The organism is Kutzneria viridogrisea DSM 43870 (assembly GCF_000525635.1).
Lineage (GTDB): Bacteria > Actinomycetota > Actinomycetes > Mycobacteriales > Pseudonocardiaceae > Kutzneria > Kutzneria viridogrisea.
This window is the reverse complement of sequence record NZ_CP007155.1, coordinates 5871847-5895560: the sequence shown is the minus strand read 5'-3', so window position 1 is coordinate 5895560 and position 23714 is coordinate 5871847. Positions and strand designations below refer to the sequence as shown.

The following is a 23714-nucleotide window of genomic DNA, read 5'->3' as shown; positions in this document are numbered from 1 at the left end:
TCCTGCCAACTCGGTGTCCACTACGCGGGGTGAACCTCACACGGCAGAGCAAACGGGTGATTGACTGCTCCGTGTCGGTGATGGTCGCCTGAGCAACCTGACCATCTAGGCACGGCGTCCTACGGTGGGGCGGTGTCGGAGGAGCGGGAAGGGCGGGAAGAGGACGATCTCGACAGATTGTCCTGCTACACCTACCTGACTGTGGAGTTGGCACACATCTACATCCCGATCATGAGGATCTTCACCAGCACCCTGCTCACCGACCTGTCGGCCACCGAGGTCCACGAGCGCCTCGGTGGCGTGGGGGTCGATGTCGATGTGGACACGGTGCCCGAGTTGCTGAAGCGGCTGAGCACGTGGGGGAATCTGATCCCCAGCAATCGGGTGGGCACCGTCGTAAGCATCCGGGACTACGAGCGTGGCCGACACCGCTACCAGATCTCGCAGCGCGGTGAGATGGTGCAGCGGCAGGCCGAGCAGGTGCTCACCAGTTCCGACGCCGCACGCGAGGTGAGCAGGGAACTGCTCAGCCTCATCTCGCAGGGTTTGCTGAGGTTGGAGGACCAGCTCAACCAGCCCGGTGACATTGACCTCCAACTGGCGTTGGAATGCATCAGCACGGTGTTCGTCCAGTTCACCACCTTCTCCGAATCGGTGCGCGACTTCTACGCCTTCCTGGCGCAGGTGCTGTTCCGCTACGACCTGGACACCGCCGAGTACACAGGGTTCAAGGACCTGCTTCTGGACTACGTCGAAGCGGTGACCGACGAGATCCGGCAGTACTCCACCCCGATCGCGGCGTGCCTCCAGTGGCTGTTTGACAAGGGCAGGCTCACCGAGTTGTTGGCGGCGATCGACCATCGGTACGAGGGCCTGCAGCGGCTGAGCGAGCACAACCCGGAACTCCAGGTCCAACGCAGTCGTGGCCGTGATCTGGCCGACTGGCATGCGCTGCGGGCGTGGTTCTCCGACAACGCCAGCGAGGTCGACCACCTGCGGGACACGACCCTGCACGCGCTGCACGCCTTATTGGCCAATGCCAAGCGGTTGATCCGTAGTGCGAGTGGCGAGCTGTCCCGTCGTACCGGGTTGCTGCGTCTTGCGAAGCAGTTCGACCACGCCGACCAGGACCTGGCCGATGCTCTCTTCGTCGCGGCCTTCGGTCTCTACGCACCGGTCCATCTGGGGATCGAGGCATCCGCCGACCAACTGGCCACAGCCGCCACCAGTTGGTGGCACGCGCCCGCTGTCGCGGTTCCGGTGAGCCTGCGGGAGCGGGGAAGCCGAGCACCGCGTGGTCGCATCGGCTTGGTCGAGGATCACAGCAAACAGCAGGAAGCGCTACGACTCCGGGCCGCGCAACTGGTCGAGCGCAGACGGGTCGCGGCCATCGAGCTCCGGCAGTGCGGAGCGGACTTCGTGACCCGACCGCTGTCGGCCGAGGCAGCGCAGCTGTTACGGGAACTCCTCGCCAGGGCGCTGACCGCCGCCACACCGGAGCCGACCACCCTCACCGCCACGGACGGCGATCTGGATCTCCGGATCTGGCTGCGGCCGGCCGCCGACGCGTCCACCCGCGTCTGTGGGGCGGACGGCGTCTTCGAGATCTACGGGCACGAGCTGTTCATCGGCCGCATGTCCTGCACGTTCCCGGACGACCAGGAAGGAGAGGAGTCCGATGGCATACGATCCTGACCCGGATCGAGCCGAAGACCGGCGTACGGCGGCCAGGGCTCTACTGCGGTCCCCGCTGATGACTCCGGTTACCCACCCGACTGCGTTTCCCCTGGTGCGGCAGCATGCTGGCTGGCTCCAACCGCAGTTCAAGGAGGTGCTCGGCTACCAACTCGTCGTCGAAGCCACCTTCGCTCGTCTGTACAAGTCCGGGCTGGGCGCCGCCAGTGGGTACTGCCTGCGACGTCCCAGCGGTGTGCCGTTCTCCCCGCGGTGCTACGCCTACCTCGTGCTGGCCTTGTCAGTGTTGGTAACCGTGCCACCGTACCGGCTGCTGTCGGAGTTTCTGGTCGATCTGCACACTGCGGCTTCTGAAGCCGGTGTGCGCGTGGCGAATCCGGGCAGCATTCACGAAAGGCGGTCGATCGTCGCGGCACTGCGTCAGCTCATGGCCTGGCAGGTGATCAGTGAGGTCGAGGGATCGGTGGTGGACTACGCCGAGGACACCAACGCCAAGGTCCTCCTCCAGTTCGACCAGGAACTCGCCCGCTACCTGGCTCATCGGAGGATCAACGAAGCCACCGAGGACCCGGCGGAGCTGATAGCTCTGGCGGAGCAGTCCGGTCGGGGCGGCACCCCGCACGCTGTTCGGCGACGTCTGGTGGAGACCAGTGTCGTGTACCTGGACGATTTGACCGCCGACGAACGCGCCTGGCTGCGGCACCGCCAACGGCGTGAGCAACAGCAGTTCGAGGAGTTCCTGGGACTCGATATGGAGATCCGTGCCGAGGGAGCGGCCCTGATCGACCACCAGAGCGTGATGTCCGAACTCGTGTTCCCTGGGACGGGCACTGTTTCGCAGGCCGCGTTGTTGCTGATCAGCAGACTGGTCGAGGAGCATCGGCCGATGCATGCGGGTCACCCCGCAGCCGGGCGGGAACTCGTCATCGGCGTCCCGGTCGGTCAGGACGAGATCACCCGGATACTGCGGGAACTGGTCGATGTACACCGGAGGCACTGGGCAGCCGACTACGTGGACGGGGTGGCCAAACTGCGCGTGGACGTCCTGAACCTGCTCGGCCGGCTCCGATTGCTGGTGCCGGATCAACCCACCCGAGCCGATCTCGACCGATCGACGCCGACGGAGAACCGGCCGGTGACCAATGTGGACGGAGCGCGCGGCGGTGGCGGCGAATGGGTCCTGCTCGCGGCGGCTTCCCGTTTCGCCGTCTCCGGCGAACAGGGCCGATCGTGAACGCCGCACTGGGCGCATTGCCGATGACCGAACCGGCCGCACTGCGTAACCCCAGCCGTTATCGGCTCAACCGTGCCGGTGTGTGCAACGTTTGGCAGTACAGCGACCAGGAATTCCGGTTCGGGGACGGCCGGCTCCTGTTGCGGGGCAAGAACGGTGCTGGCAAGTCCAAAGCGCTGGAGGTCCTGCTGCCCTACCTGCTCGACGGTGACGCGCGCCGCATCGACGCCACCGGCTCCACGAAGACCAGTCTGTCCTGGCTGATGTTGGACGGAATCGATCCGATCAACCGTATCGGCTATCTGTGGTTGGAATTCGAGCAGGTGGACGAGACCGGCCAGTTGCGGTGGCTGACCCTGGGCGCGGCGATCAAGGCCTCCAAATCGACCGGCGAGGCCAGGCCCACGTTCTTCGTCACCCCACTGCGGGTGGCGCACGATCTGACCCTGGTCAGCGCGGGGCAACCGCTGCCGGTCGACGTCCTGCGCGAGTTGGTCGGTGCCGGCAACTGCTTCGAACGTCCGTCCGAGTACCGCCTGCGGGTGATGCGGGACCTGTTCGGGCTCACGGAGCCGGCGCGTTACCGTAACCTGTTGCACCTGTTGTACCGGCTGCGCAGGCCGACCATCGGTGACCGCATCGAGTCCGGGGAACTCCAAGCCGTACTGGCTGAGGCACTTCCGCCGCTGGACGACGAGGTGATCACCCGGGTGGCGCACAATTTCGACGACCTCGCGGCGGTGCGCGCGGAACTGAGTCGGCTGGAGTCGGTCGACGAGGTGCTCACCGAGTTCCTCAAGCACTATCGAGGCTACTTGCACGGTGTGCTGCGGACCCGTTGTGAGGCCGTGCGTTCGGAACTGGCCAGCCTGGCCGACCGGCGCAAGGACGCGGGACGAGCCGAACAGCGCGTCGTCCGGTCCACAGCGGACGAGCACCGGCATGTAGCGCGCCACACCGAACTGGTGGACCAGCGTGACCAAGCCACTGCCGAGCTGACAGCACTGCGGGACAGCCATGCCTACCGCGGACTTGAACAACTGAGGGACCGGCGGTCCGCAGTGGCGGCGATCGCTGAGTCGGTTGCTGCCGCATGGGAACTCGTACGACTGGCGCACCGCTCCGAGCGAAGTGCTGCCGAGCGCGTGACCGTGGCCTTGAACCAGTTGGGTACCCGAGTAACTCGACTCAAGGCGACGCAGCGTGTGCACCAGCAGCAGGTGACCTCATGCGGCTTGCCGGCGGCCGTACTCGGTACCGCGCCGGAACTCCGTACGTCGAGCCTGGCCGCAGCGGTGGAATGGGCGGCCACCGATCCCACCGGACGCACGGAGACGTTGCGCTCGGATTCGGTCATCACCGCGGACTCGGCCACGGAGAGCCTGCTGGGCACGTGGCACACCGAACTCACCGAGGGTCGGCGGTCCTGTGCGTCGAGGCTGCGCCTGGCCGAGGACCTGGATCGCCTGCTCGCGGCGATGGCTGCGGCGGAATCGGCTGCCGACCAGGCTCGTACCGAACGCGAACGCCTCGACGCCGAGGTGGAACAAGCGGACGCCGCCGCGTCGTCCGCTCTTGAGGCCACCGCTGTGACCAGTCGTGACTACCAGTGCACCGTCCTGGAATGGGCGACGCATCCGCTGCGACTGGGCGCTGACCTCAGCAATCTCCTCGCCGTGGTCGCGGTGTCGACCGATCAGAGCCTGCCCGCGGGCGACCGGGTACTCGACGCCGACACACCGGCGGAGGTCGCACTCCTCGCACAGCGTGCCCTGGAACCGATCCAGCAGCACTTGGAACACGCCCGTGACGATGCTCTTGTCGACGAAGCGCGGGTCCGGGCCGAGTTCTCGGCTGTGCAAGAGGAACTCCTCTCCTGGCAGGAACATCGTGATCCCGAACCGCCGGCGTCGCCCTACCGTGCCGGTGCCAGGCTTCCCGGCACGGGAGCGCCGTTCTACTTGCTGGTCGACTTCCGCGACGACCTTCCTGCGGGCCAGCGGGCCGGACTCGAAGCCGCCTTGGAGTCTAGCGGTCTGCTGGCGGCTTGGGTCACAGCTGGGGGCCACGTCCTTGCGCCGGACACCCACGAGACCGTGCTCGAGCCGGGAGTGGCCGTCGACGGCCCCAACATGGGAGACGTCCTACACGTCGTGGACGCCGGCTCGAGCGGGGTCAGTCCCGCTCAGGTGGAGCGCATCCTGCACGGCGTCGAACTCGTTCCCGCAGGGGGACGACCACGAACGGCCAACTGGCTGTCGACCGACGGCAGATGGCAACTGGGGGTGTTGCGCGGGGCCTACACCAAGCGATCAGTGGAATTCGTCGGGGCTGCTGCGCGGGCAGCAGCCCGAGCACGCCGCATTGCCGAACTGGAGTCTCGACGAGCCGAGCTGGACTCGGCGTTGTTGGAACACGCGCAACGACGTGCCGTGCTGGAACTGGACTGCGGCCTGCTGAGGACAGCAGCCCGTACCGTACCGGTCGGCAGGGAACTGGCCTCGGCCTGGACGGCTCTGGAACAGCGCCGCTCACTGCTGAGAGCGGTCATCAGTGAACTGAGCAGCGCTCGTGTTGTCGCGGATCGCGCTACCCAGAAGGCCAATCGTGCTCGCGGTGCGGCGGGGGCGGCGGCGAGCGCCGATAGGTTTCCCGTCGACCGGGAACGATTGCGGGCGGTGCGTGATCAGTTGGCCCGCATCCGGGACGGCCTCGACAGCTTCTGTCAGGAAGTCGATCAGACAAGCCGGGATGCCGGAGAGCTTCCCGCTGTCGTCGAGGACTGGCGTTGCGAGGCAACGGCGTCGGAGGAGGCCCGTCGCGGCTACACCGAGCGGCACACGATGCTCGTGTCGGCGCAGTTGCAGCTCAGCACTTTGGAAGAGGCAATCGGTACTGCTGAGTCAGACCTGCTCGCGATCGAGCACCGGGCCGAGGACCGGTACCAGCAAGCGGTTCGGCAACTGCCGGCGGTCGCCCAGCACAGGCAGGTAGCGCACGACGACCTGATCCGTGCCCGGGCCGACCGAGAGGTCGCTCTGCGGCTGTTGCGAGATCAGGAAAACGTGGTCATCGGAGCCGGGGGATTGCTGCGCACGCCGTTGGGGGACAACGCGTTGCTCCTGGCAGCTGACCTGTCCGAGATCACTCCGGCGGTTGATGCCTACGATTCCGCTGCCGAGGCCGATGCCCGGGACCGGCTGATCGCACTACGCGCACTTGCCGACGCCACGTCGGGCAGCCTTCGGGGACAGTCGGCCGACGTGGGGGACACAGGCATCCTGCGCCGCCACGAAACCGTCCGGGACCGGCTCGCGGGTGGCTACGACATCGAGGTGTCCGAAGAACTGGGCATCAAGCGGTTCGAGTTGCGTGACGACGCTGGCCGGCACGACATCGCACTGGTGCAGCAACGGATCCACGATGAGGCCGAACGAGCCCGGACCCGATTGACGACACGGGAGCAGGAGACCTTCGAACGGTTCCTGCTCGGTGAACTCGGCGATCACCTCGCCAGGCAGATCCTGGCCGCCGAGGCGCTGACCAAGCAGATGACCGAGACCCTGAAGGACGTGCACACCTCCCATGGCCTCGGCGCGAGCCTCAAGTGGCAACTCCAGGCCGGTGCGTCCGCGAACATCCGCGAAGCAGCGGAATTGCTCCGGGGACCAGCGGCCATGCGGACCAGAGAGCAGACCGCGAGGTTGCGCGACATCCTCCAGGAGGAGATCGAACGCCATCGACAGGAGACGCCGAACGAGGACTACAAAGCGCACCTGACCCGTGCGCTGGACTACCGCTCCTGGTTCGAGTTCGACATCCGGGTCACCGACGCCGCCAAGCCGGGACCGGGACGCAAGCTCAACCAACGGACCGCAATGAGCCAGGGGGAGCAGCGCGTCGTGTCCTACCTCGTGCTGTTCGCCACCGCGGCGGCCCATTTCGGCTCGCTAGCGAAGGTGGCGCCGAATGCGCCACGGCTGATCCTGCTCGACGACGCCTTCGCTAAGGTGGACGAACCCACCCACGGCAGGTTGCTGGGCCTGCTCGTCGCACTCGACCTCGACTTCGTCCTCACCAGCGAACGTCTGTGGGGCTGCTTCCCCTCGGTACCGAGCCTGCACATCTACGAGTGCCTGCGCGATACCCAGGTCAGGGGCGTGGCCACACTCCACTTCACGTGGGACGGCAGCAACAAGCGGCTGGTTTCGTTGTGAACGCCCGAAAGTCGGCTGTGGACTGGCTCGCCCAGCCGGCATTGGCCAGGATGTGGCACGCCGTACGCACTCGGCTGGAGCGCAACGGCGTGGAGGCGAAGGGACGAATCCAACTGGTCGACCTCACCGATGTCGAGGCCGAGGCGTTGGGCCTGCTGTTGGGACAGCGGTGCAATACCGCGCTGACGCGGATCAGTCTCGCGACACTCGACCGTCGGCTCCGTGACTCCGCAGCGGAATGCGGGCTCATCGAGTTGGTCGGAATCCTTGCTGGGCCATTGCAAGATCTCAAAGGAGCGCGCGCAGCCAGGGCTGCGCAGTGGGCCGAGGTCTGGACGGCTGGCGCGGACCTGTTGGCGGCCCACGACCTGGGAGATCTCGCGGGATGGTTGGAAACAGAGCGATCCTCGGGTGGTTTGCGACGGCTCGATCCCGGCGAGGCCGCTGAGGAACTTCGCAGGGCCATCACGGTGCTCGCCAGGTTGTCCACCGGGGACAGGTCGGTCATCAGCCGCACGGAACTGGCAGCCCAGGTGACTGGTAATGCGCACGGGCTGGACGACGACACCGTCCTGGCGCGGCTCGTACTCAGGGCCATTGCCGTACAGCGTGCTCAACCCGTCCCGGTGACTGCAGGCGATCGGCGCAGCCTCTGGCGTGCCGCGGATGTTCTCGCCGACCAGGTCTCGGCCACCGTCCTGACCTATGGGCTCGCGCCGCATGGCCAGGGATGGCGGGAAGGCGCCTTACGCGACCGCGCTGCCCACAACGCCGAGGTCCACCTCACCGCACGGGACGTGTGTGCGATTCGCTGGGAACTACCGGCGCACGCCCGAGAGGTCTGGGTTTGTGAGAACCCCACCGTGGTCGAGGCCGCTGCGGACGCACGGTGCGGTCGGCCCCTGATCTGCACTTCGGGCAATCCCGCGACCGTGGTGCTGCTCCTGCTCGACGCACTCTGCGCCACAGGGGCACGGTTGCACTACCGAGGTGACTTTGACTGGCCCGGCATCGCGATCGCGAACCGCTTCCTCACCCGTTACCGTGCGGACACGTGGCTGATGGACGCGGTGTTCTACGACTCCGCGGTGACACTGGCCCGTGATCGGGGTAGCCCACTCTGGCCGTTGTCGGAAGCATCGGTGGAGGCAAGTTGGGATCCGGAGCTGGCGCCCGCGCTGGCCGCGATCGGCGTGGCCGTCCACGAGGAGTCCGTACTGGAGCAGCTCGTCGACCACCTGAATCCGCCCGAGCGGGCGACCTCAACTGGATCTTGACACGTCCTCGCCGATCAAGCGCTTGAGCCGCCCGGTGTCCGGCGGACGGCTGGCATCCAGCCCGGCGGCCAACCACGGTGCGATCCAGACAGGTGCCCAACCACCAGCCACCGGCACTTCCGTGGATGTCCACCCCAACTGCGCCCCATTCTCGGGCGAATCCGTAGTGGACTCGAAGGATACCGACGGTTCGTCCGGCCCTGGGCTGCGCCGTCCCGTCCATGCCGTCACCCAGACCAACCACCAGGCGAACGTGGAGTTGACCTGGAGGGCACGGTGGGTTTCCTCGGTGACCAGACCAGCCGTGTGCTGCGCTTCGGCGACGAGGTACCCCGGTGAGAGTGCGGCGGCCACCGACTCGGTCACCTTGACACCTTCGCCCACCTCGTCGAGTGCCACCGTGCGAACCACCTCCTCGTAGGTGTCGGCGCTGACCTCGGCGTTGAGGAACTGTTGCCCTCCGTCGAGAAAGGCACGCGGTTGCTGGAGGAGCAGCGTCGCGTCGGAGTGTGCGGCCATCTCCTCGTGCAGCGCTGGCAGTGAACGCAGCGGTTCACCGCTCGGCGACAGCTCGTACCAGTCCTCTTTGGTGTCCCGGGATACCAGCAGCACTCGCCGGGGGCACGGCAATCCCCGTGCCTTTTCGAGCAACTCCGCCCAGAGGAGGAAGTCACCAGCCCGTTCCAGATCGGTGCCCTTGCCCCGATCGCTGAAGCCGGGAGGAATCCGATTCGGATACCGGTACTCGACGGTGTCTCGGACACGCGCCCGTAGCACCTCGTAGGCGGGCTGCGCCCCGATCTGGTCGCCCAGGATCTCGGCCACAGCGGCGAAGACCGGATCCTGGTCGTGGCTCGTGCCGACCGCGACGTCCAACGAGTTCTTCAGGTCGGTCACGTGTGCGCACAACACGGACTCCCACGTGCTGGTCTGGGCCTTGGCGGCCTCCTTCGTGATCTCGGTGGCCAGCCGGGCGCCGGCCTGGTGGTCCTGGGCGTATTCCCCAAGCAGGTGCGCCACCCTTTCCGCTGCCTTGGCGATCGCAGTTCCTGCGGTGTCGAACCGTTCGTGTATGTCCCGCTTCACCCGTGACAGTTCGCGTAGCTGTTCCAGGCGGACGTTCTCCCTGTTTCGAACGAATTCGGCCGCAACTTGGTACGGGACCCAGAGCCGTCCCTGCCCGGCCACGGTTCGCAGCAGCGCGAGCACCTGCTCCCTGGCGAGCGGGGTGTAACGATAGAGGTCCAACAGCACGTTGGCATCGGGAACCACGAGGCCGTGACGGAAGAACTGCTCTCGTTCAACGGATGTCGGTGGTCCTGGAGGACGTAGCCGAGCCTGGAACAAGGTGGTCAGCAGGAAATCCGACCGCTCGTCGGTCATCGTCCAACTCCTGGTTCCCCGGCGCGGAATGGTGCGCACGGCATTGTCTGCCTGCCGACGAGACGTGGTGCGACATGGCAGGCCAAATGACGATTTAAGATTGTCCGGACCCTGGGATCATTGCGTTGCCGAATTCGTGCTCGTTCGCCTGGCTGGGACGCGTGCACAGAGCGGCTCCTCCCCTGTGGGGCTACGACCGAACTGCACATCTTACTCCGGAAACTACTCGGAGGGCAGTCGTCTGCGCCGACGGCAAGTTGTCCGCGTTAATCCTTCCGTGTGAATGGGCACCGCTTCGTTGAAGATTGTCGGCTCGACAGCGCGCGGCGATCCTGGTGGGGCTTATCGGAGGCAGCGGCAAGCTGACGGCAGTGCAGGTGGGGCGTGTTGTGGTGGTGAGCTCGGGCGGGCGGTGTTCGATGCAGTCGAGCCGTTGTTGTTGATCGGCGGGGTGGAAGCGGGCCGCAGCTCCTGTGGGCGTTGACCGAGGTGGAGCAGGAGCATGATGTGAGCGCTGGTGGTGTGGCTACGGATGTGCGGCCGGTCGCGAGAGCGTGTTGTGGAGAGGTGATGGTGGTTGGGGATCCGTAGGGGACGCGACACGCCGGAAGGTTCTGAAGTAGGGACTGGTGTGTCGTCTCATGTGCTGGGACAGCACCGCCGTCGTCGTTGCTGGGTCGGATTATTCCTTCGGGTGGGCCAGTCGGATGACGCGCTACGCGGCCTGAGCGTACGTCTTGCTATCCAGAACCCCCAGTTGAAGCGGGGCTCAACGGCGTACTCAAGTCTGTTCTTCGAGGTCGCCCTCAAGTGTACTTGGCAGAGTAAAGGAGTCCGTGTTTGCCTTGTCAGCTGAGCAGCGAGGATCAGGCGATGCTCTGGAGATTGGGCAAGGTGGGGAATGACGGTCTATGCGTATGACGAGGCTCGCTGCGTGCTCGTTGCCGCCTGGGACACAGGGATTGGGCTGACGGCCAGTACGATCGCCAAGTTGCCGCATGCGTCCGATCGTGACGAGGTGCTGAGGCTCGCGGCGGCGTTGACCACGTTGTCTCGTGTGGTGTGGCGTACCTACACCCACCCTGTAAGTGCGGCTGAGAGCGTAGAGCTGGACAGTGAGGGGTGGCGGCGGCAGGGGGAGCGTGACGCGTTCGCCGGAGTTCTGGCCAACATCAGGCAGCCCAACTTGCTGCAGAACGGCTACATGGTGCAGTCGTACATCATGGTGGAAGAGGCGGCGCACAGGGTCGGCCGCACTCTTCACAACATCGGTAATCAGACTATTTGTGATCTGGTCGTCGACGACTGAGGTTCACCCCGCGTAGTGGACACCGAGTTGGCAGGACCAAAGGTCCTGCTGAAAGGATGTCCTCATGCCTCCTCGCAAGCGCCGGTCCTACACGGCCGAGTACAAGGTCGAGGCTGCACATCGTGTGATCGATTCCGGCCGGACGATCTCCGAGGTCGCCCGCGAGCTGGGAATCGACGCGGGCATGTTGAGCGTCTGGGTCAAAGACGAGCGGCGTCGGATCACCGCAGCCGAGGTCCACGGGGACACACCCCTGGAGCCGGCCGAGCGGGCCGAGCTGCTGCGGTTGCGCCGGCAGGTCGCCGAGCTGGAGAAGGACAACGCGTTCCTGGTAAAAGCTTCGGCGTACTTTGCCGCGATGCAGAAGAATCCGCACGGTTCGATCTGATGGCGAAGTACGCCGGCCCCGACGAGTTCGCCGAGACCGCCGGCACCATCTCACCGAAGCGCACGCGGTTCTCGGTGCTGCGCATGGCACGGCTGCTGGGCGTGTCGACGTCCGGCTACTACGCGCACGTGAAACGCGCCGCGGCATCGGTGTTGACGCCACGACAGCAGCGCCGCGCCGACCTCGAGGTGAAGATCACCCAGGCACACAAGGACTCGAACGGCACCTACGGGTCGCCATGGATCACCGCCGAACTGCGTGACCAGGGCGAGGTGGTCACGGCGAAGACCGTCGCCAAGATCATGGCCTCGATCGGGCTGGAAGGCATCAGCCCACGCACGTTCAAGGTCAAGACGACGGTGGTCGATCCGACCGCGTCGTTCCCGCCGGATCTGGTCGACCGTGCCTTCGACCGGGGCCGGCTGAATGCCGTTTGGCTGACCGACATCACGTATCTGACGTGTGGTCAGGGCGAGATGTTCTTGTGCGCGATCCGGGACGGGCACTCGCGGAAAGTGTTGGGCTACAGCATCTCCGACCATATCGGTGCCGAGATGGTCACCGACGCCATCGACGCCGCGGCGACCGCCCGGGGCGGCGGGTGCCGTGGCACGATCCTGCATTCTGACCGTGGCGGGGAGTACACAGCGCATCTGACGGCGCAGGCGTGTTTCCGGCATGGGTTGCGCCGGTCGATGGGCGCGACCGGGATCTGCTGGGACAACAGCCCGGCGGAGTCGTTCTGGTCGACGTTCAAACACGAGGAGTACTACCGGCACGTCTACGCCAGGAAGACAGAACTCGTTGCCGCAGTTGACAAGTGGGTTCGTTTCTACAACAGTGTGCGGCGGCACTCCGCGATCGGGATGCTCAGTCCCGACGACTACGAGACGTCACTCCGAGCGGCCGCCTGAACCTTCGTAAGCCCCTGTCCACCGTTCGGGGTGAACCTCATGCGCCTGCTCGTGTTGCACCTGCAGGAGGAGTAGGTCACTGCCACTGTGGTTGGCGATCTCGGTCGCGCGACGTAGGTACTTGTCGGCTTCGTCGTGCTTGCCAGCCTCGCCGTACAGGTTGGCTATCCGGGCCATCGCGTTGGCCGCGTGCGGCAGGTCGTTGACTCGTCCCGCGAGTTCGGCGCAGTCGGCGAAGTGGCGCATCGCCTCACGCCGGTCGCCTTGTTGTTCAGCTGCGTTGCCCATCAGCAGCAGCGTTGACACCTGACTGCGTACGTCACCAACCTCGCGGTAGATCTCCAGTGCCGAGGTCAGAGCGGCCAAGCGGGGCCTGTCCTCGTCGAGTGTGTCCTGGATCAATGCGAGCTCGCGCAGCGCGTCCGCCTCGGTCTCGCGGTCACCGACCGCGCGGGAGCGCTCCAGGGCGGTTAGGCATTCCTTCTCGGCTGCCTCGACTCGGCCCGTCAGGCGCAGTACCTCGGCGAGCGTGATGCCGAACCCCGCGAGCAGCCCGCCAATCTGGCCGCGCTGAGCGACGCGCAACGCGTTGCGGAAGTACGACTCCGCCCGCTCCCATCGGGTCATCGCCAGATTGGCCTTGCCCAGGCTGTTGAGTGTCTGCGCCAGCAGGAGGGCATGCTCAAGCAGCCGCCACAGCCGCAGCCCTCGGCGCAGCATGGCTATGGCGTCAGTCGGTTTGCCGACACCTAGCAGGAGCTCGCCGCAGGCGTTGCAGGCTAACTCGGCCGCCATTACCTCGCCAGCGGCGGACGCCACCTCGAAGCACCGGTGGTATAGATCAATCGCCTGATCGGTGTCGCCCTTGCGTGCTGCGGCAGTGCCCAGGTTGAGCAGGCCGCTCGCCTGCCACTCCATGTTACCGGTCTTCTCACCGGCCTCCCGTAGACACGCCGAGACGCGGACAAGCTCGTCCCACCTGCCCAGGTGCTGAAGCGCGGGAATGATCGCCGCGGCGAGCGTGATCACTTTGTCCCACAACTGTCGTTCGGTTCCCGACTCGACCATGACGACCGCGCCGACGTAGTCTTGGTTCAGCGAGTCGATGGCCTTCAGGTTGCCGCTAGATGGGACGGTCGCATTGGGGTCGACGAAGCCGATGGAACGGATGGCGTGGTCGGCTCGGACGGCGTACGCGAGGCAGGTGTTCGCGACGACCCGGTCACGCCAGTGGTGATCGGTTGAGGCCTTGCGTCGTGCGAACCGGTAGAGAATGTCGTGTAGGCGGAAGAGATCCGGCCCGGTTTGTTCGATGAGGTTCAATTGGTAGAGGTCATCCAGCAGACGTCCGGTGGCACGCAGGTGATCGGTGGCCAGCTTGGAGATGTCGTCGGCGAGCGCGGCCGTCACGACGTCGACGGTCACGCTGGTATGGGGCAGCAGGCCGAGCGTGGTGAACAGAAGGGTCTGCTCGTGTTCCAACAGCCTGTAGCTGTCCTCGAGGATCCGCTCGACGGACTTCGCGCCTGCTCTCAGCTCGTCAATGCCGTGATCGGGATTGGCGAGTTCGCCCAGGTACTGGCTCACGCAGAGCTGTGGGCTCTGCCGGATACGTGCGGAGGCGATTCGCACCGCGATGGGCAAGCCACCGCACACTGAGGCGAGCTCGGCGCATTCCTCGGCGGTGAGACGTTCAGCGACCGACATGGCCAATTGAGCAGCGTCCTGAGGCGGCAGGGGCCCAATCTCTACAAACTCGACATCCTCACCCGCCAGCCCGGTCAGCCGCAGCCTGGTCGTGCAGACAACGGCGAACTCTCCATCGATGGCGAGGAGGTCCTCCATTGACTCCTCGGTGTGGACGTTGTCCAAAACCAGCAACAACTTCGACTGGGCCAACAGCACAGCCAGCTTGGCGAGCTGCTGTTGACGTTCGCCTGGAAGCTGTGCGCCTGGGGCTAATGCGAGCAGCAGATTTGACAGCAAGTCACCCTGCTCAGGCACGTCAATGAAGATCGCACCACCAGGAAAGCTACTGGCTACCGACCATGCCAGGTGCGTCGCGAACGCGGTCTTGCCCGCGCCAGGAGGGCCATGCACCAGCAGCACTGGCCGTTCGCCATCCGCCAGCAAAATCGCTTTGCCCTGCTCAAGTTCTGCCTGTCGTCCGACGAGCGGTCGCCGCCGCGGCAGTCCCCGCCGCGGCTCGGCCGACGCCCAGCTCGGCACCGGCGACCGCGCCGACTGGTGAACATGCACATCGCCATGGATTTCGTGGGCCTGCACAATGCTGCCCACGACCGACGCCGTGACCTCATTGCCCCCCCACCCTGTCGGCTGGCTTCGGCTCCTCGTCTCCTCTGGCCTGTCCCGCCATCATTGCCATCAACCCCCGTCGCTATGCGGAGCCACCGACAGTAGCAAGTTGATCACTGCTTGCCCAACATGTCGATGACGTACACCTGTAGGGTCTCAGCGCTGATGGCATATCGATCTTCTGCGACCTGCGGTTTCTCGCTTGTCTCACAGCGATGTCATCCATGATCAATCTCAAACTCGTGGCATTTCCTTGGCGGTAGCTGCATGGCCGCACTGCCTCGTGTGCACCTGACCTGCGAAGTCTCATCGACAGCAGCGGATGTGCCACCGAGATGAGACAGCGACTGAGAATATGCAAGTGTTCTTTCCGCTTTGAAGTGATCATTTTGCTGACTTCTTCCTGCGGTTTCCGTGGTAGTTGACCACTGCTGGTATTGCCTGCGTTCCGCAGCGGTTGATCGCCCGGGTCTTGGTCAAGCTCTGGAGACGTCAACCGCGACATGGCCATCCAGCACATGCGGGAATCACGCCTTGACCTTGACCTTGGGTCAGGGTGCATCTTGATCGCATGACTTCTGAGAACTCGACCGACTCGGCGTGGACTGGGATGGTGGCGGTGGCCGACACGGCGCTGGCTGCGGCCGATAGCGGTGGACTGGGCCATCCCGTGGTCTACCTCAACGGCCAGTTCGCCACTAAGTCGTACTGGCGGCGGGTCATCGCCGAACTTGGCAGCGGCTACCGGCACATCACCTACGACGAGCGTGCCCGGGGCAGGAAATCGAGGCGTTCGGCGGACTATTCGTTCGAGGCGACCGTCCGTGACGTTGACGCTGTCCTGAAGGCCAGGGGTGTGGATCGGCCGATTGTGGTCGGCTGGTCCTACGGCGCGGCGGTCGCAGTGCATTGGGCCGTCCGGAACCCGGACCGTGTCGCCGGGGTGGTGCTTGTGGACGGTGCTTACCCGTTCGACTGGAGCGATGACGCCCCGCCGGAACGGATCCGGAGGCTCTTCCGCCGGATGGCCTGGCTGATGCCGCTATTGCGCCCGACGGGCCTGACCCCGCGCATGACCGCTGAACAGATGGCGAACAGCAACATCGAGCTCAACGAGATCTACGGCGCGCTCGGCCCAGTCCTCGACCAGGTGGCCTTCCCTCTCCGCTATGTGGTCGCCTCGGGTGGCAACTTCGGAGGCGGTCGTGATGAGATGGAACGGATGCGCGCTTCCCTCGACCCGGTGCTGACCCGCAACCCGCACATCAAGGTGAGTGCGCGGGTCACGAGCAACCACGCGAAGGTCTTGCGCAAGGATTCCCGGGCCGTCGCCGACGCGGTTCGCGAGCTCGCCGCGACCCCTGACCGCCCAGGCCGCTGACCAGATGCCGGACGGCGTCACGATCGGCAAGGCGGCGGCGTTCGCCGAGATCACGGTGAAGACCATCCGGCACTACCACAAGCTCGGACTGATCGAAGAACCCCGCCGTGATGCCTCCGGCTACCGACGGTACGCAACGGCGGACCTGCTGCGGCTGGTCCACATCCGGACACTGGCCGCCGCAGGAATCCCGCTCGCCGAGATCGCGGACATCCTCGACGCCGGTTCCGACAGGTTCGACGCCGCGCTCGTCGACATCGAGCGACGCCTCACCAACCGGATCGACGACCTGATCGCACGACGCGACATGCTGCACCGGCTCACCACCGGCGATCGGGTCCTACTGCCCGACCGCGCCCTCGCCATCCTGGACCGAGCCGCTGATCTCGACTTCACCCCGGATGACGTGACGATGGTCCGAGAGGCCCTCATACTGTTCAGGGCCCTGGTGCCAGAGGGCTTCGACGACTACCTTTCCCACATCGAAACCATCCTCGACGACCCCCAGTACATCTGCCTAATCAGACGCCAGTGGCAGGCCGGCGAGTGGAAACCTGACGACCCCCGCGTCGACGAACTCGCCACAGCCATAGCCGAACACCTGATCGCCCACCCCTCGCTGCTACCCCTCCCAACCGCACTCCAAGCACGAGCCGACGGCCAAATCCGATATGGCCTGCTCAAACACTACGGGGAAGAGCAAAAACCGGCCTGGGCCAGACTAACCGCGTTGATCGAGACACGACTGCATGCGGCTGGCATCAAAACCTTGTACCAGACGTCACCCGACTGAGTCATAGTCGCGTTCGGATAGCAGCCAGCCCCGCCGCCAGCCCGGTAAAATTTCGGGCCCCATATTGGCAATAAGACTGGCTGCCCGTTTCCACCGCATCTGAGATCAAAAGATCGGACAATTACCATGTTCGCGCGGAACGTGTCATTCCATCCGCGGGCACACGAACTCCGCCTCCGGCGCCAATCTCCGGAACATGGATCGACACCGAGCAAGGCTCAGCTGCAACCATCATGGGCTCTTCCTCCCGCTGCTGGTCGGTGAGCACCAGAGCGGCCAGGGATACACCACACACGCCAGCGACATCGCGAGGCAGGGCGGCCGGTCGGCGACACCACCCAGACGGCCCAAAAGATCAAGACAACGATGATGGCCAGCGGCAAGTCTTAGTGCCCGTTTTCGAACTGAGGGCCGGGTGTGAAGGTGGGTGACGAGACAGGGGAACTCCTGGTAGATCGGACGTTGTCGAAGCGCCGTTCCGCCAGGAGTTCCATTGCTATCGTGCCCGATGCCCGCGGGCGATGCCACCGCGGGTGCCTCGTGCTGCCGGCTGGCCGCAACCCACCAGCCCACACGGCGTGCCAACCGGTATCCCTCGGATGTCACCGACGCGCAGTGGGCGGTGTTGGACCCACTGCTGCCGGATCCGGCCTGGCTGGGTGGCCGGGGTGGCCGTCGAGAGCGGCACTGCCGCCGGGTGATCGTGGACGCGATCTTGTACCTGGTGGACAACGGCATCAAGTGGCGTGCGCTGCCGGCGGACTTCCCGCCCTGGCCGACGGTCTACAAACGGTTCGCCCTGTGGGAGAAATCCGGTGCGACGCAGCGGATCCTGGACGGGCTGCGGGACCGTGCCCGGCTGGCGGAGGGCCGGGTGGCGGCGCCGTCAGCGGCGGTGATCGACTCGCAGTCGGTCCGCGCGGCCGAGACCGTGGGACGGGCCACTCGCGGGTGGGACGCGGGCAAGAAGGTCAACGGCCGCAAGCGCCATATCGTGGTGGACACCGTCGGGTTCGTGCTGGCGGTGCTGGTGACCCCGGCCTCGATCCAGGACCGGGTCGCCGCCCGCGCACTGCTGCTGCGACTGGGTGCCACGGTCGGCGACCGGATCCGGTTGGTATGGGCCGACGGCGGCTACACCGGCACCTTGCTGGACTGGGCGCGACAAGCGCTCGGCGTGGTGGTGGAGATCGTCAAACGCCCCGACCTGCCCCACTTCACGGTGCTGCCCCGCCGCTGGGTGGTGGAGCGGAGCCTGGCGTGGATCACCGGTCACCGCCGCTGTGTCCGTGACTACGAACGACTTCCACACCACCACGAAGCGATGGTCCGCTGGGCCATGATCCGCATCACCAGCCGCCGATTGACACAGACCCTGTAGATCAGAAACGGGCACTTACACCGATGGCACAAGTGCCAACCAGGTGCCAAGATCATTGAGAAAGTGTCATCGGATTTGAGACGCTACAGAAGAAACTGTAGGATCTCACCGTCGATGACATAGCGGTCTTGTTCGACCTGGGCTTTCTCTGTTGTCTCACGGCGATGTCACCATGATCAGTCTCAAACTCGTGGCACTTCCTCGGTTGTGGCCACGCAGGCGGTCAGTCGCGTGTGCACCTGACCTGCGGAATCTCACCGGCGCTGGCGGATGCGCCATCGCGGTGAGACGGCGACTGAGAAAATGCCAAGATCGCCGAGAACCTATAGCAATGCAGGGTCCGCGTTTCGGTGTCACATGGCGACGTTGTGAGCCGCGCGTTCATCTCAGTCCGCGCTTCATGTCACCTTGATCGTTCCGAGTTTCGTGTCACTTCTCTGTGCGGTGTCGGTGCTCCCGAAGGCGAGCTCGGGGTGTGGGACTGGCTCGGAAAATTTCGGGGCGGAACCAGTCCATCCCGACCAGCGGGAACGTGGTCAGGCAGTCCGGTCATCGGGAAGGGATCGGGTTTGCCCGGTCTGGCGTGCGGTCAGGACTGGTCCAGGGCCCGTTCGATCGCGCGGCGTGCCCGGCCCGCGGCCGTCCGGTCGTGCTGGAGCTGCATGGCCGCGTTCAGTGCCAGCCCGGCGGCGACGATCTCGAACAGCGCCTGGTCGATGTCGAACCCGGCGGGTAGCTCGTCGTTGTCCACCGCCACGGCCAGGTCCGCCCGCAGCTGGTCCCGCCAGCGCGACCACACCTCGGCCACCGCGTCGCGGACCCGGCCGGGGCGGCCGTCATACTCGCTGAGCGCCGCGGTCATCAGGCAGCCGCCGGGCAGTAGCGGCGCTTCCAGGTAGTCCACGGAATTGGCGCACACCGCGCGCAGCCGACGCAGACCCGGCGGCTCGGCCAGCGCGGGCTCGACCACCCGGTGCCAGAAGTCCACGAACGCCTTGTCCAATGTGGAGATCTGCAGCGTCTCCTTGGTGCCGAAGTGCTTGTGCACCCCGGACTTGCTCATCTCCAGTTCCTCGGCGAGCCGGCCGATGGTGATGCCGTCCAGCCCTTCCTCGGAGGCGATCTCGGCGGCACGGCCGAGGATCCGGCCCCTGGTGGCCTGCGCTTCGGCCACTGAGCGTCGCGGTGACATGTGACGAGGATAGCGTACGTGCGTTCGCTATTGATTTATCGAACGACCGTACGCTAAATTTCGCGGCAATCGCCGGAACGAAGGAGCGCGACATGCGGGTGCGACGACTGGGCTGGGCCGGGCTGGAAATCGAGGCGGGCGGTGAGCGACTGGTGATCGACTACGTGCAGGACCTCTCACCGCTGTTCACCGGGTGGAAGCCCGGCGAAGGGCTGACGACGCCGAGCGGGAACGTCACCGCCGCGCTGGTCACGCACCTGCACCGGGACCACACCGACGCGGCCGCGCTCGCGGACGTGCTGACGCCGGGGGCGCCTGTGCTGCGACCGGCGCCCGGTCCCGGTGACGACGTGGACAACGTTACGACGCTGCCGGCCGAGCGCGAGCTGGCCCTGCACCGGCTGACCGCCGAGGTTGTGGATGCCTGGTCCACCCGCGAAGCCGGGCCGTTCCGCGTCACCGCGGTCGCCGCCGTCGACGGGCTGGGTGATCCCCAGCTGAACTGGGTGGTGCAGGCCGACGGGCAGCGGGTCTTCCACGGCGGGGACACGATGTTCCACGGCTACTGGTGGCGCATCGGGCGCCGGTTCGGTCCGTTCGACGCGGTGTTCCTGCCCGCCAACGGCGCGGTGGTCGACGCGCCGCACCTGCAGCCGCCGAGCCCGCTGCCCGCCGCGCTGGACCCGAGACAGGCCGCCACGGCCGCGGAGATCCTCGACGCCCGGTACGCGGTGCCGATGCACTACGAGGCGGAGCAGCTGGACAAGATCGCGGGCTACGTCGAGGTCCCCGACCCGGAGCACGAGTTCCGCACGCACGCCGGACAACGCGCCCACGTGCTGCCCATCGGGGAATGGCTGGACCTGGCCGCATGACCGCAACTCCGCGACGTAGCTCCGGCATGGACGCAGTCAGCTCAGGACAAGGGAAAGGACTCCGGGTGAGTACAGAGATCAGGGTCGTCGCGGTCACCGGCGGCGGTACAGGCATCGGCGCGGCGGTGGCCCGCCGCTACGCGGCCGAGGGCGCGAACGTGGTGGTCCTCGGACGGCGGCGTGAACCGCTGGAGAAGGTGGCGGAGGAAACCGGCGCGCACGTCATCGCATGTGATGCCAGCGTGACCTCGGACGCGGAGAACGCGGTCGCGGAGATCATCGGCCGGTTCGGACGGCTGGACGTCGTGGTCGCGAACGCCGGCGGGCACGGGCTGTCGTCGGTGACCGACACCGACGACGAGGAGTGGGAGTTCGCGCTGCGCTCGAACCTGTCGAGCGCGTTCGTGTTCTGCCGGGCCTCGCTGCCCTCGCTCGTGGAAGCCGGAGGACAGGTGGTGATCGTGTCCTCGTTGGCCGGTCTGTTCGCCGGCCCCAACGTCGCGGGGTACACCGTCGCGAAACACGCGCTGATCGGCCTCACCCGGTCGATCGCCCGGGACTACGGGCCCCACGGTGTCCGCGCGAACGCGGTCTGCCCCGGTTGGGTCCGCACCCCGATGGCCGACGGCGAGATGGACCAGTTCGCCGAGGCGGCCGGGTTTGCCGGAGGACGCGACGAGGGCTACCGCCGGGCGACCGCCGAGGTCCCGCTCCGACGCCCGGCCGAACCGGACGAGATCGCTTCCATCGTTCGGTTCCTCGGCTCGCCGGAATCGTCGTATATCACCGGCGCGGTACTGGTCGCCGACGGCGGCGCGCACGCGGTCGACCTGCCCACACTGGCCTTCGAACGCGTCGGCACGGACACCTGACGCCAGCCTCGCCAACGTAAAACTCGCGACGTCGAGTTTTCACGTTCAGGAAGGCCTGTCGGGGGCTGCATTCGCCGCGGCAGGCGGAGCACAGGTGTCAGACCGCGGTGTTCGAGACACTCGTCGAGGACGTCGGAACCCGCGAGGAGTTCGTCGAGGTGCTGGTCGACCTCGTCCATGCGAGTCCTGCCCGCCGGCGCAGCGCGGTCCTCGTTTCTAGTTGCACCTCGCGGCACTGCGCAACCCCGAACTGCGCGTCCTGGCCCAGAGGTGGACCAGGAGCAGCCAGCAGGTACTGGCCCGCTTCACAGGCGCGGACGACGCCGCACGCCTGGACGCGCTGCTCGAAGGGATGATCATGCACGCATTGCCGGCGACCGGACCGCGGTCAGGGGAGGCGGCACGGGCCGCGATCGCCAAGACCGTCGAGCCGCCCGGCAAGGACGACTTTCCGCGAGTGCAAGGAGAAAACCATGGTGCTCGCCAGGCCCGTACTCGAGGTCACCGATGCCGAACTCGGCGAGCCGCGAGCTCGGCTGGCCGCCACGCGATCCACCGCACGGCGTCCCGGATGTCCGTGGCCAGGCCGGTGTCGCCGGCCAGGGCCGAGCCCTTGCTCGCGTACGCGGTGGACATGGTGACCAATCGGGCTACCGACTCGGTGGTGTACCACTCGTCGTCACCGGCCAGGTCGGCCCACAACGCGGTGCGTCCGGTCGATTTGTCCAGTGCGCCCCAGTGCCTCTTCGCGTCGCCATCGACCCGGCCGAGCGCCGTCTCCAGCGCCGGATCTGCGGGGTCGTAGCCGTCGCCGTCGGTGAGCACGTATTGCCACCGTTCGGTCATCGTCCCGCCGGTCGTGGCCGCGGTCGCCGTGGCCGGCGACAGGAGTGTCGCCGCCACCGCGACCGTCGACAAATGTACTCACTAATCGAACGGGTTCCCCCTCGTTGTCTGAGGGGGAACCTAGACGATCATTACCGGCCGAACCATTGGAGCAGCGCGGCTTCTGGGCTCTCAGCACCCGCTGCCCAGCACACGTGGCCGTCCGGGCGAACCAGCACCGCCCGCGCGTCCACCGCGTCCCGCCAGTCCTCGGTCACGGTCGCCGACACGTGGTCGACCCGGCCCCGCGCGTGGCCGGCCAGCGTCGCCTCGCCGTCGAGTTCCAGCAGCAGGCCCCGACCGCCGCGGAGCAGGTCGCAGATCCGGGTCGGGCCGACGGCCGTGGTCAGCCCGAGATCGGGCATCCGGGAGCCCACCAGGGGATGCTCCGAGTCGCCGTAGCGCACGTCGAGGCCGGAAATCATGCCGGCCAGGTAGCGGTTGCCGTCGGGTGTCCGCGCGAGATCGAGGACGATGTCGCGCAGCGCCGCGACGTTCTCGTCCTCGATCACGTTCATCAGCACGCCCTGCGCCTTGGTGTTGTTCAGCACCCGGGCGGCCACCGGGTGGCGCTCGACGTGGTAGCCGTCCAACAACGCGTCTCCCGCCCGGTCACGCAGTCGCGCCGCGAGCTTCCAGCCGAGGTTGACCGCGTCCTGGATGCCGAGGTTGATGCCCTGCCCGCCGACCGGGAGGTGGATGTGCGCCGCGTCGCCGGCGAAGAACACCCGGTCCACCCGATACCGGTCGACCTGCCGCGAGGCGTTGCTGAACCGCGATGCCCACCGGATCTCCTGGAGGTCGGTTTCCTCGCCGTACACGGCCTGCAGTGCGGTGCGCGCCTCAGCCAAGGTGACCGGGGTATCCCGGGGGACCTGGGTTGGCGAGCCGAACATCAGCCGGTAGCACCCATTATCCAATGGAGACAGTGCCGTCCAGTGGCCGTCCTTACCGCGGACGTGCCGGCTGAAATGCTCCACTGTGGTCGGTACCGCGTCCGACCGGCTGGTCAGCACGACATCGGAGACGACCGCGGAGATCGTGCCCGCCGTACCGGGGAAACCGACGCCGACCAGCTTGCGCACCCTGCTGTGCGCGCCGTCGCAAGCGACCAGGTATTGCCCACGTAGCCGCACCGCCTCGCCATCCGGACCGGTCACGGTCCCGGTAACGCCCTCGGTGTCCTGATCCAGTGTCACCAGTTCGTGCCCGCGCAGCACCGGGATGCCGTACTCGACGACCCGCTTCTCCAGCACTTCCTCGACCCGGGCCTGCGGAATCGGCACACCCCACGGATGCCGGGTCCGCCAGGGCCGGCAGTCCAGCGGCACCGGCAGCGCCGCGAAGTGACCGCCCGACCCGCGCCGCGCCGTCGCGCGGTCCAGCACGTTGTCGAGCAGGCCACGCTGGTCCAACACCTCGGCGGTGCGCGGCTGTAGGCCGCCAGCCTTGGACTGGCCGCTGCGCTCGACAAGCTTCTCCACCACCACGGTCCGCACCCCGGCCAGGCCCAGTTCGGCGGCCAGCATCAACCCGGTCGGCCCACCGCCCACCACGATGACCTCGGTCTCCATCGCCCCTCCACTCCTTCGGTAAACCCGG

General features: G+C 66.4%; 17 protein-coding genes and 1 pseudogene. 13 read left to right on the top strand and 5 right to left on the bottom strand.

Annotated features, from left to right (window positions below; genetic code table 11):
- Positions 1–132 precede the first annotated feature (132 nt).
- The 4 genes from KALB_RS26160 to KALB_RS26145 are packed head-to-tail and all read left to right on the top strand — an operon-like array spanning position 133 to position 8423.
- Complete coding sequence (locus KALB_RS26160) at positions 133–1695, top strand: TIGR02677 family protein (RefSeq protein WP_025358657.1); 1563 nt, start codon at positions 133–135, stop codon at positions 1693–1695.
- Complete coding sequence (locus KALB_RS26155; protein WP_025358656.1) at positions 1679–2929, top strand: TIGR02678 family protein; 1251 nt, start codon at positions 1679–1681, stop codon at positions 2927–2929. Before KALB_RS26160 ends, KALB_RS26155 begins: the two co-directional genes overlap by 17 nt.
- Positions 2926–7146, top strand: coding sequence for a TIGR02680 family protein (locus KALB_RS26150; RefSeq protein ID WP_051913368.1), 4221 nt, complete (start codon positions 2926–2928; stop codon positions 7144–7146). The genes KALB_RS26155 and KALB_RS26150 overlap by 4 nt, the downstream gene beginning before the upstream one ends.
- Entirely contained in the window at positions 7143–8423 is a 1281-nt protein-coding gene (locus tag KALB_RS26145; RefSeq protein WP_025358654.1) for a TIGR02679 family protein, read from the top strand. The genes KALB_RS26150 and KALB_RS26145 overlap by 4 nt, the downstream gene beginning before the upstream one ends.
- Here the strand turns inward: KALB_RS26145 and KALB_RS26140 are convergent.
- A complete protein-coding gene (locus tag KALB_RS26140) occupies positions 8409–9806 on the bottom strand; it encodes a PIN-like domain-containing protein (RefSeq protein WP_148309651.1) in 1398 nt (465 codons plus the stop codon). The genes KALB_RS26145 and KALB_RS26140 overlap by 15 nt on opposite strands.
- Before the next feature lie 901 nt (positions 9807–10707).
- Between KALB_RS26140 and KALB_RS26135 the strand changes: the two genes are divergently transcribed.
- From KALB_RS26135 to KALB_RS26125, 3 genes are all read left to right on the top strand, one after another.
- Positions 10708–11115 carry a hypothetical protein gene (locus tag KALB_RS26135; protein ID WP_025358652.1) on the top strand — a complete coding sequence of 136 codons (408 nt, stop codon included), beginning with the start codon at positions 10708–10710 and terminating at the stop codon, positions 11113–11115.
- 64 nt (positions 11116–11179) lie between these two features.
- Positions 11180–11503, top strand: a complete 324-nt coding sequence (locus tag KALB_RS26130; RefSeq protein WP_025358651.1) for a transposase — start codon at positions 11180–11182, stop codon at positions 11501–11503.
- Positions 11503–12417, top strand: coding sequence for an IS3 family transposase (locus KALB_RS26125; protein ID WP_025358650.1), 915 nt, complete (start codon positions 11503–11505; stop codon positions 12415–12417). Before KALB_RS26130 ends, KALB_RS26125 begins: the two co-directional genes overlap by 1 nt.
- Here KALB_RS26125 and KALB_RS26120 read toward each other — a convergent pair.
- Positions 12397–14715 carry a tetratricopeptide repeat protein gene (locus KALB_RS26120; protein ID WP_081789509.1) on the bottom strand — a complete coding sequence of 773 codons (2319 nt, stop codon included), beginning with the start codon at positions 14713–14715 and terminating at the stop codon, positions 12397–12399. The genes KALB_RS26125 and KALB_RS26120 overlap by 21 nt on opposite strands.
- Positions 14716–15304: 589 nt before the next feature.
- Between KALB_RS26120 and KALB_RS26115 the strand changes: the two genes are divergently transcribed.
- From KALB_RS26115 to KALB_RS26105, 3 genes are all read left to right on the top strand, one after another.
- On the top strand, positions 15305–16114 hold the full coding sequence (locus tag KALB_RS26115; protein ID WP_025358648.1) for an alpha/beta fold hydrolase: 810 nt from the start codon (positions 15305–15307) through the stop codon (positions 16112–16114).
- 4 nt (positions 16115–16118) lie between these two features.
- A complete protein-coding gene (locus tag KALB_RS26110) occupies positions 16119–16907 on the top strand; it encodes a MerR family transcriptional regulator (RefSeq protein WP_025358647.1) in 789 nt (262 codons plus the stop codon).
- Between the two features lie 508 nt (positions 16908–17415).
- On the top strand, positions 17416–18288 hold the full coding sequence (locus tag KALB_RS26105; RefSeq protein WP_025355155.1) for an IS5 family transposase: 873 nt from the start codon (positions 17416–17418) through the stop codon (positions 18286–18288).
- A gap of 589 nt (positions 18289–18877) precedes the next feature.
- Here the strand turns inward: KALB_RS26105 and KALB_RS26100 are convergent.
- Positions 18878–19480, bottom strand: a complete 603-nt coding sequence (locus KALB_RS26100; protein ID WP_025358646.1) for a TetR/AcrR family transcriptional regulator — start codon at positions 19478–19480, stop codon at positions 18878–18880.
- 92 nt (positions 19481–19572) lie between these two features.
- Here KALB_RS26100 and KALB_RS26095 point away from each other — a divergent pair, with 92 nt between their 5' ends.
- The 3 genes and pseudogenes from KALB_RS26095 to KALB_RS50260 form a co-directional block, all read left to right on the top strand.
- Complete coding sequence (locus KALB_RS26095) at positions 19573–20355, top strand: MBL fold metallo-hydrolase (protein WP_025358645.1); 783 nt, start codon at positions 19573–19575, stop codon at positions 20353–20355.
- Between the two features lie 26 nt (positions 20356–20381).
- The gene (locus tag KALB_RS26090) at positions 20382–21227 is read left to right on the top strand and encodes an SDR family NAD(P)-dependent oxidoreductase (protein ID WP_035968068.1); all 846 of its coding nucleotides are present in this window, start codon (positions 20382–20384) and stop codon (positions 21225–21227) included.
- A gap of 220 nt (positions 21228–21447) precedes the next feature.
- Positions 21448–21597, top strand: a pseudogene (locus tag KALB_RS50260) (TetR/AcrR family transcriptional regulator); the annotation flags it as partial.
- Positions 21598–21728: 131 nt separating this feature from the next.
- Here KALB_RS50260 and KALB_RS26085 read toward each other — a convergent pair.
- Both KALB_RS26085 and KALB_RS26080 read right to left on the bottom strand, forming a co-directional pair.
- The gene (locus KALB_RS26085; protein WP_148309650.1) at positions 21729–22130 is read right to left on the bottom strand and encodes a hypothetical protein; all 402 of its coding nucleotides are present in this window, start codon (positions 22128–22130) and stop codon (positions 21729–21731) included.
- 74 nt (positions 22131–22204) lie between these two features.
- Positions 22205–23686 carry an FAD-dependent monooxygenase gene (locus KALB_RS26080; RefSeq protein WP_025358642.1) on the bottom strand — a complete coding sequence of 494 codons (1482 nt, stop codon included), beginning with the start codon at positions 23684–23686 and terminating at the stop codon, positions 22205–22207.
- Between the last annotated feature and the right edge of the window lie 28 nt (positions 23687–23714).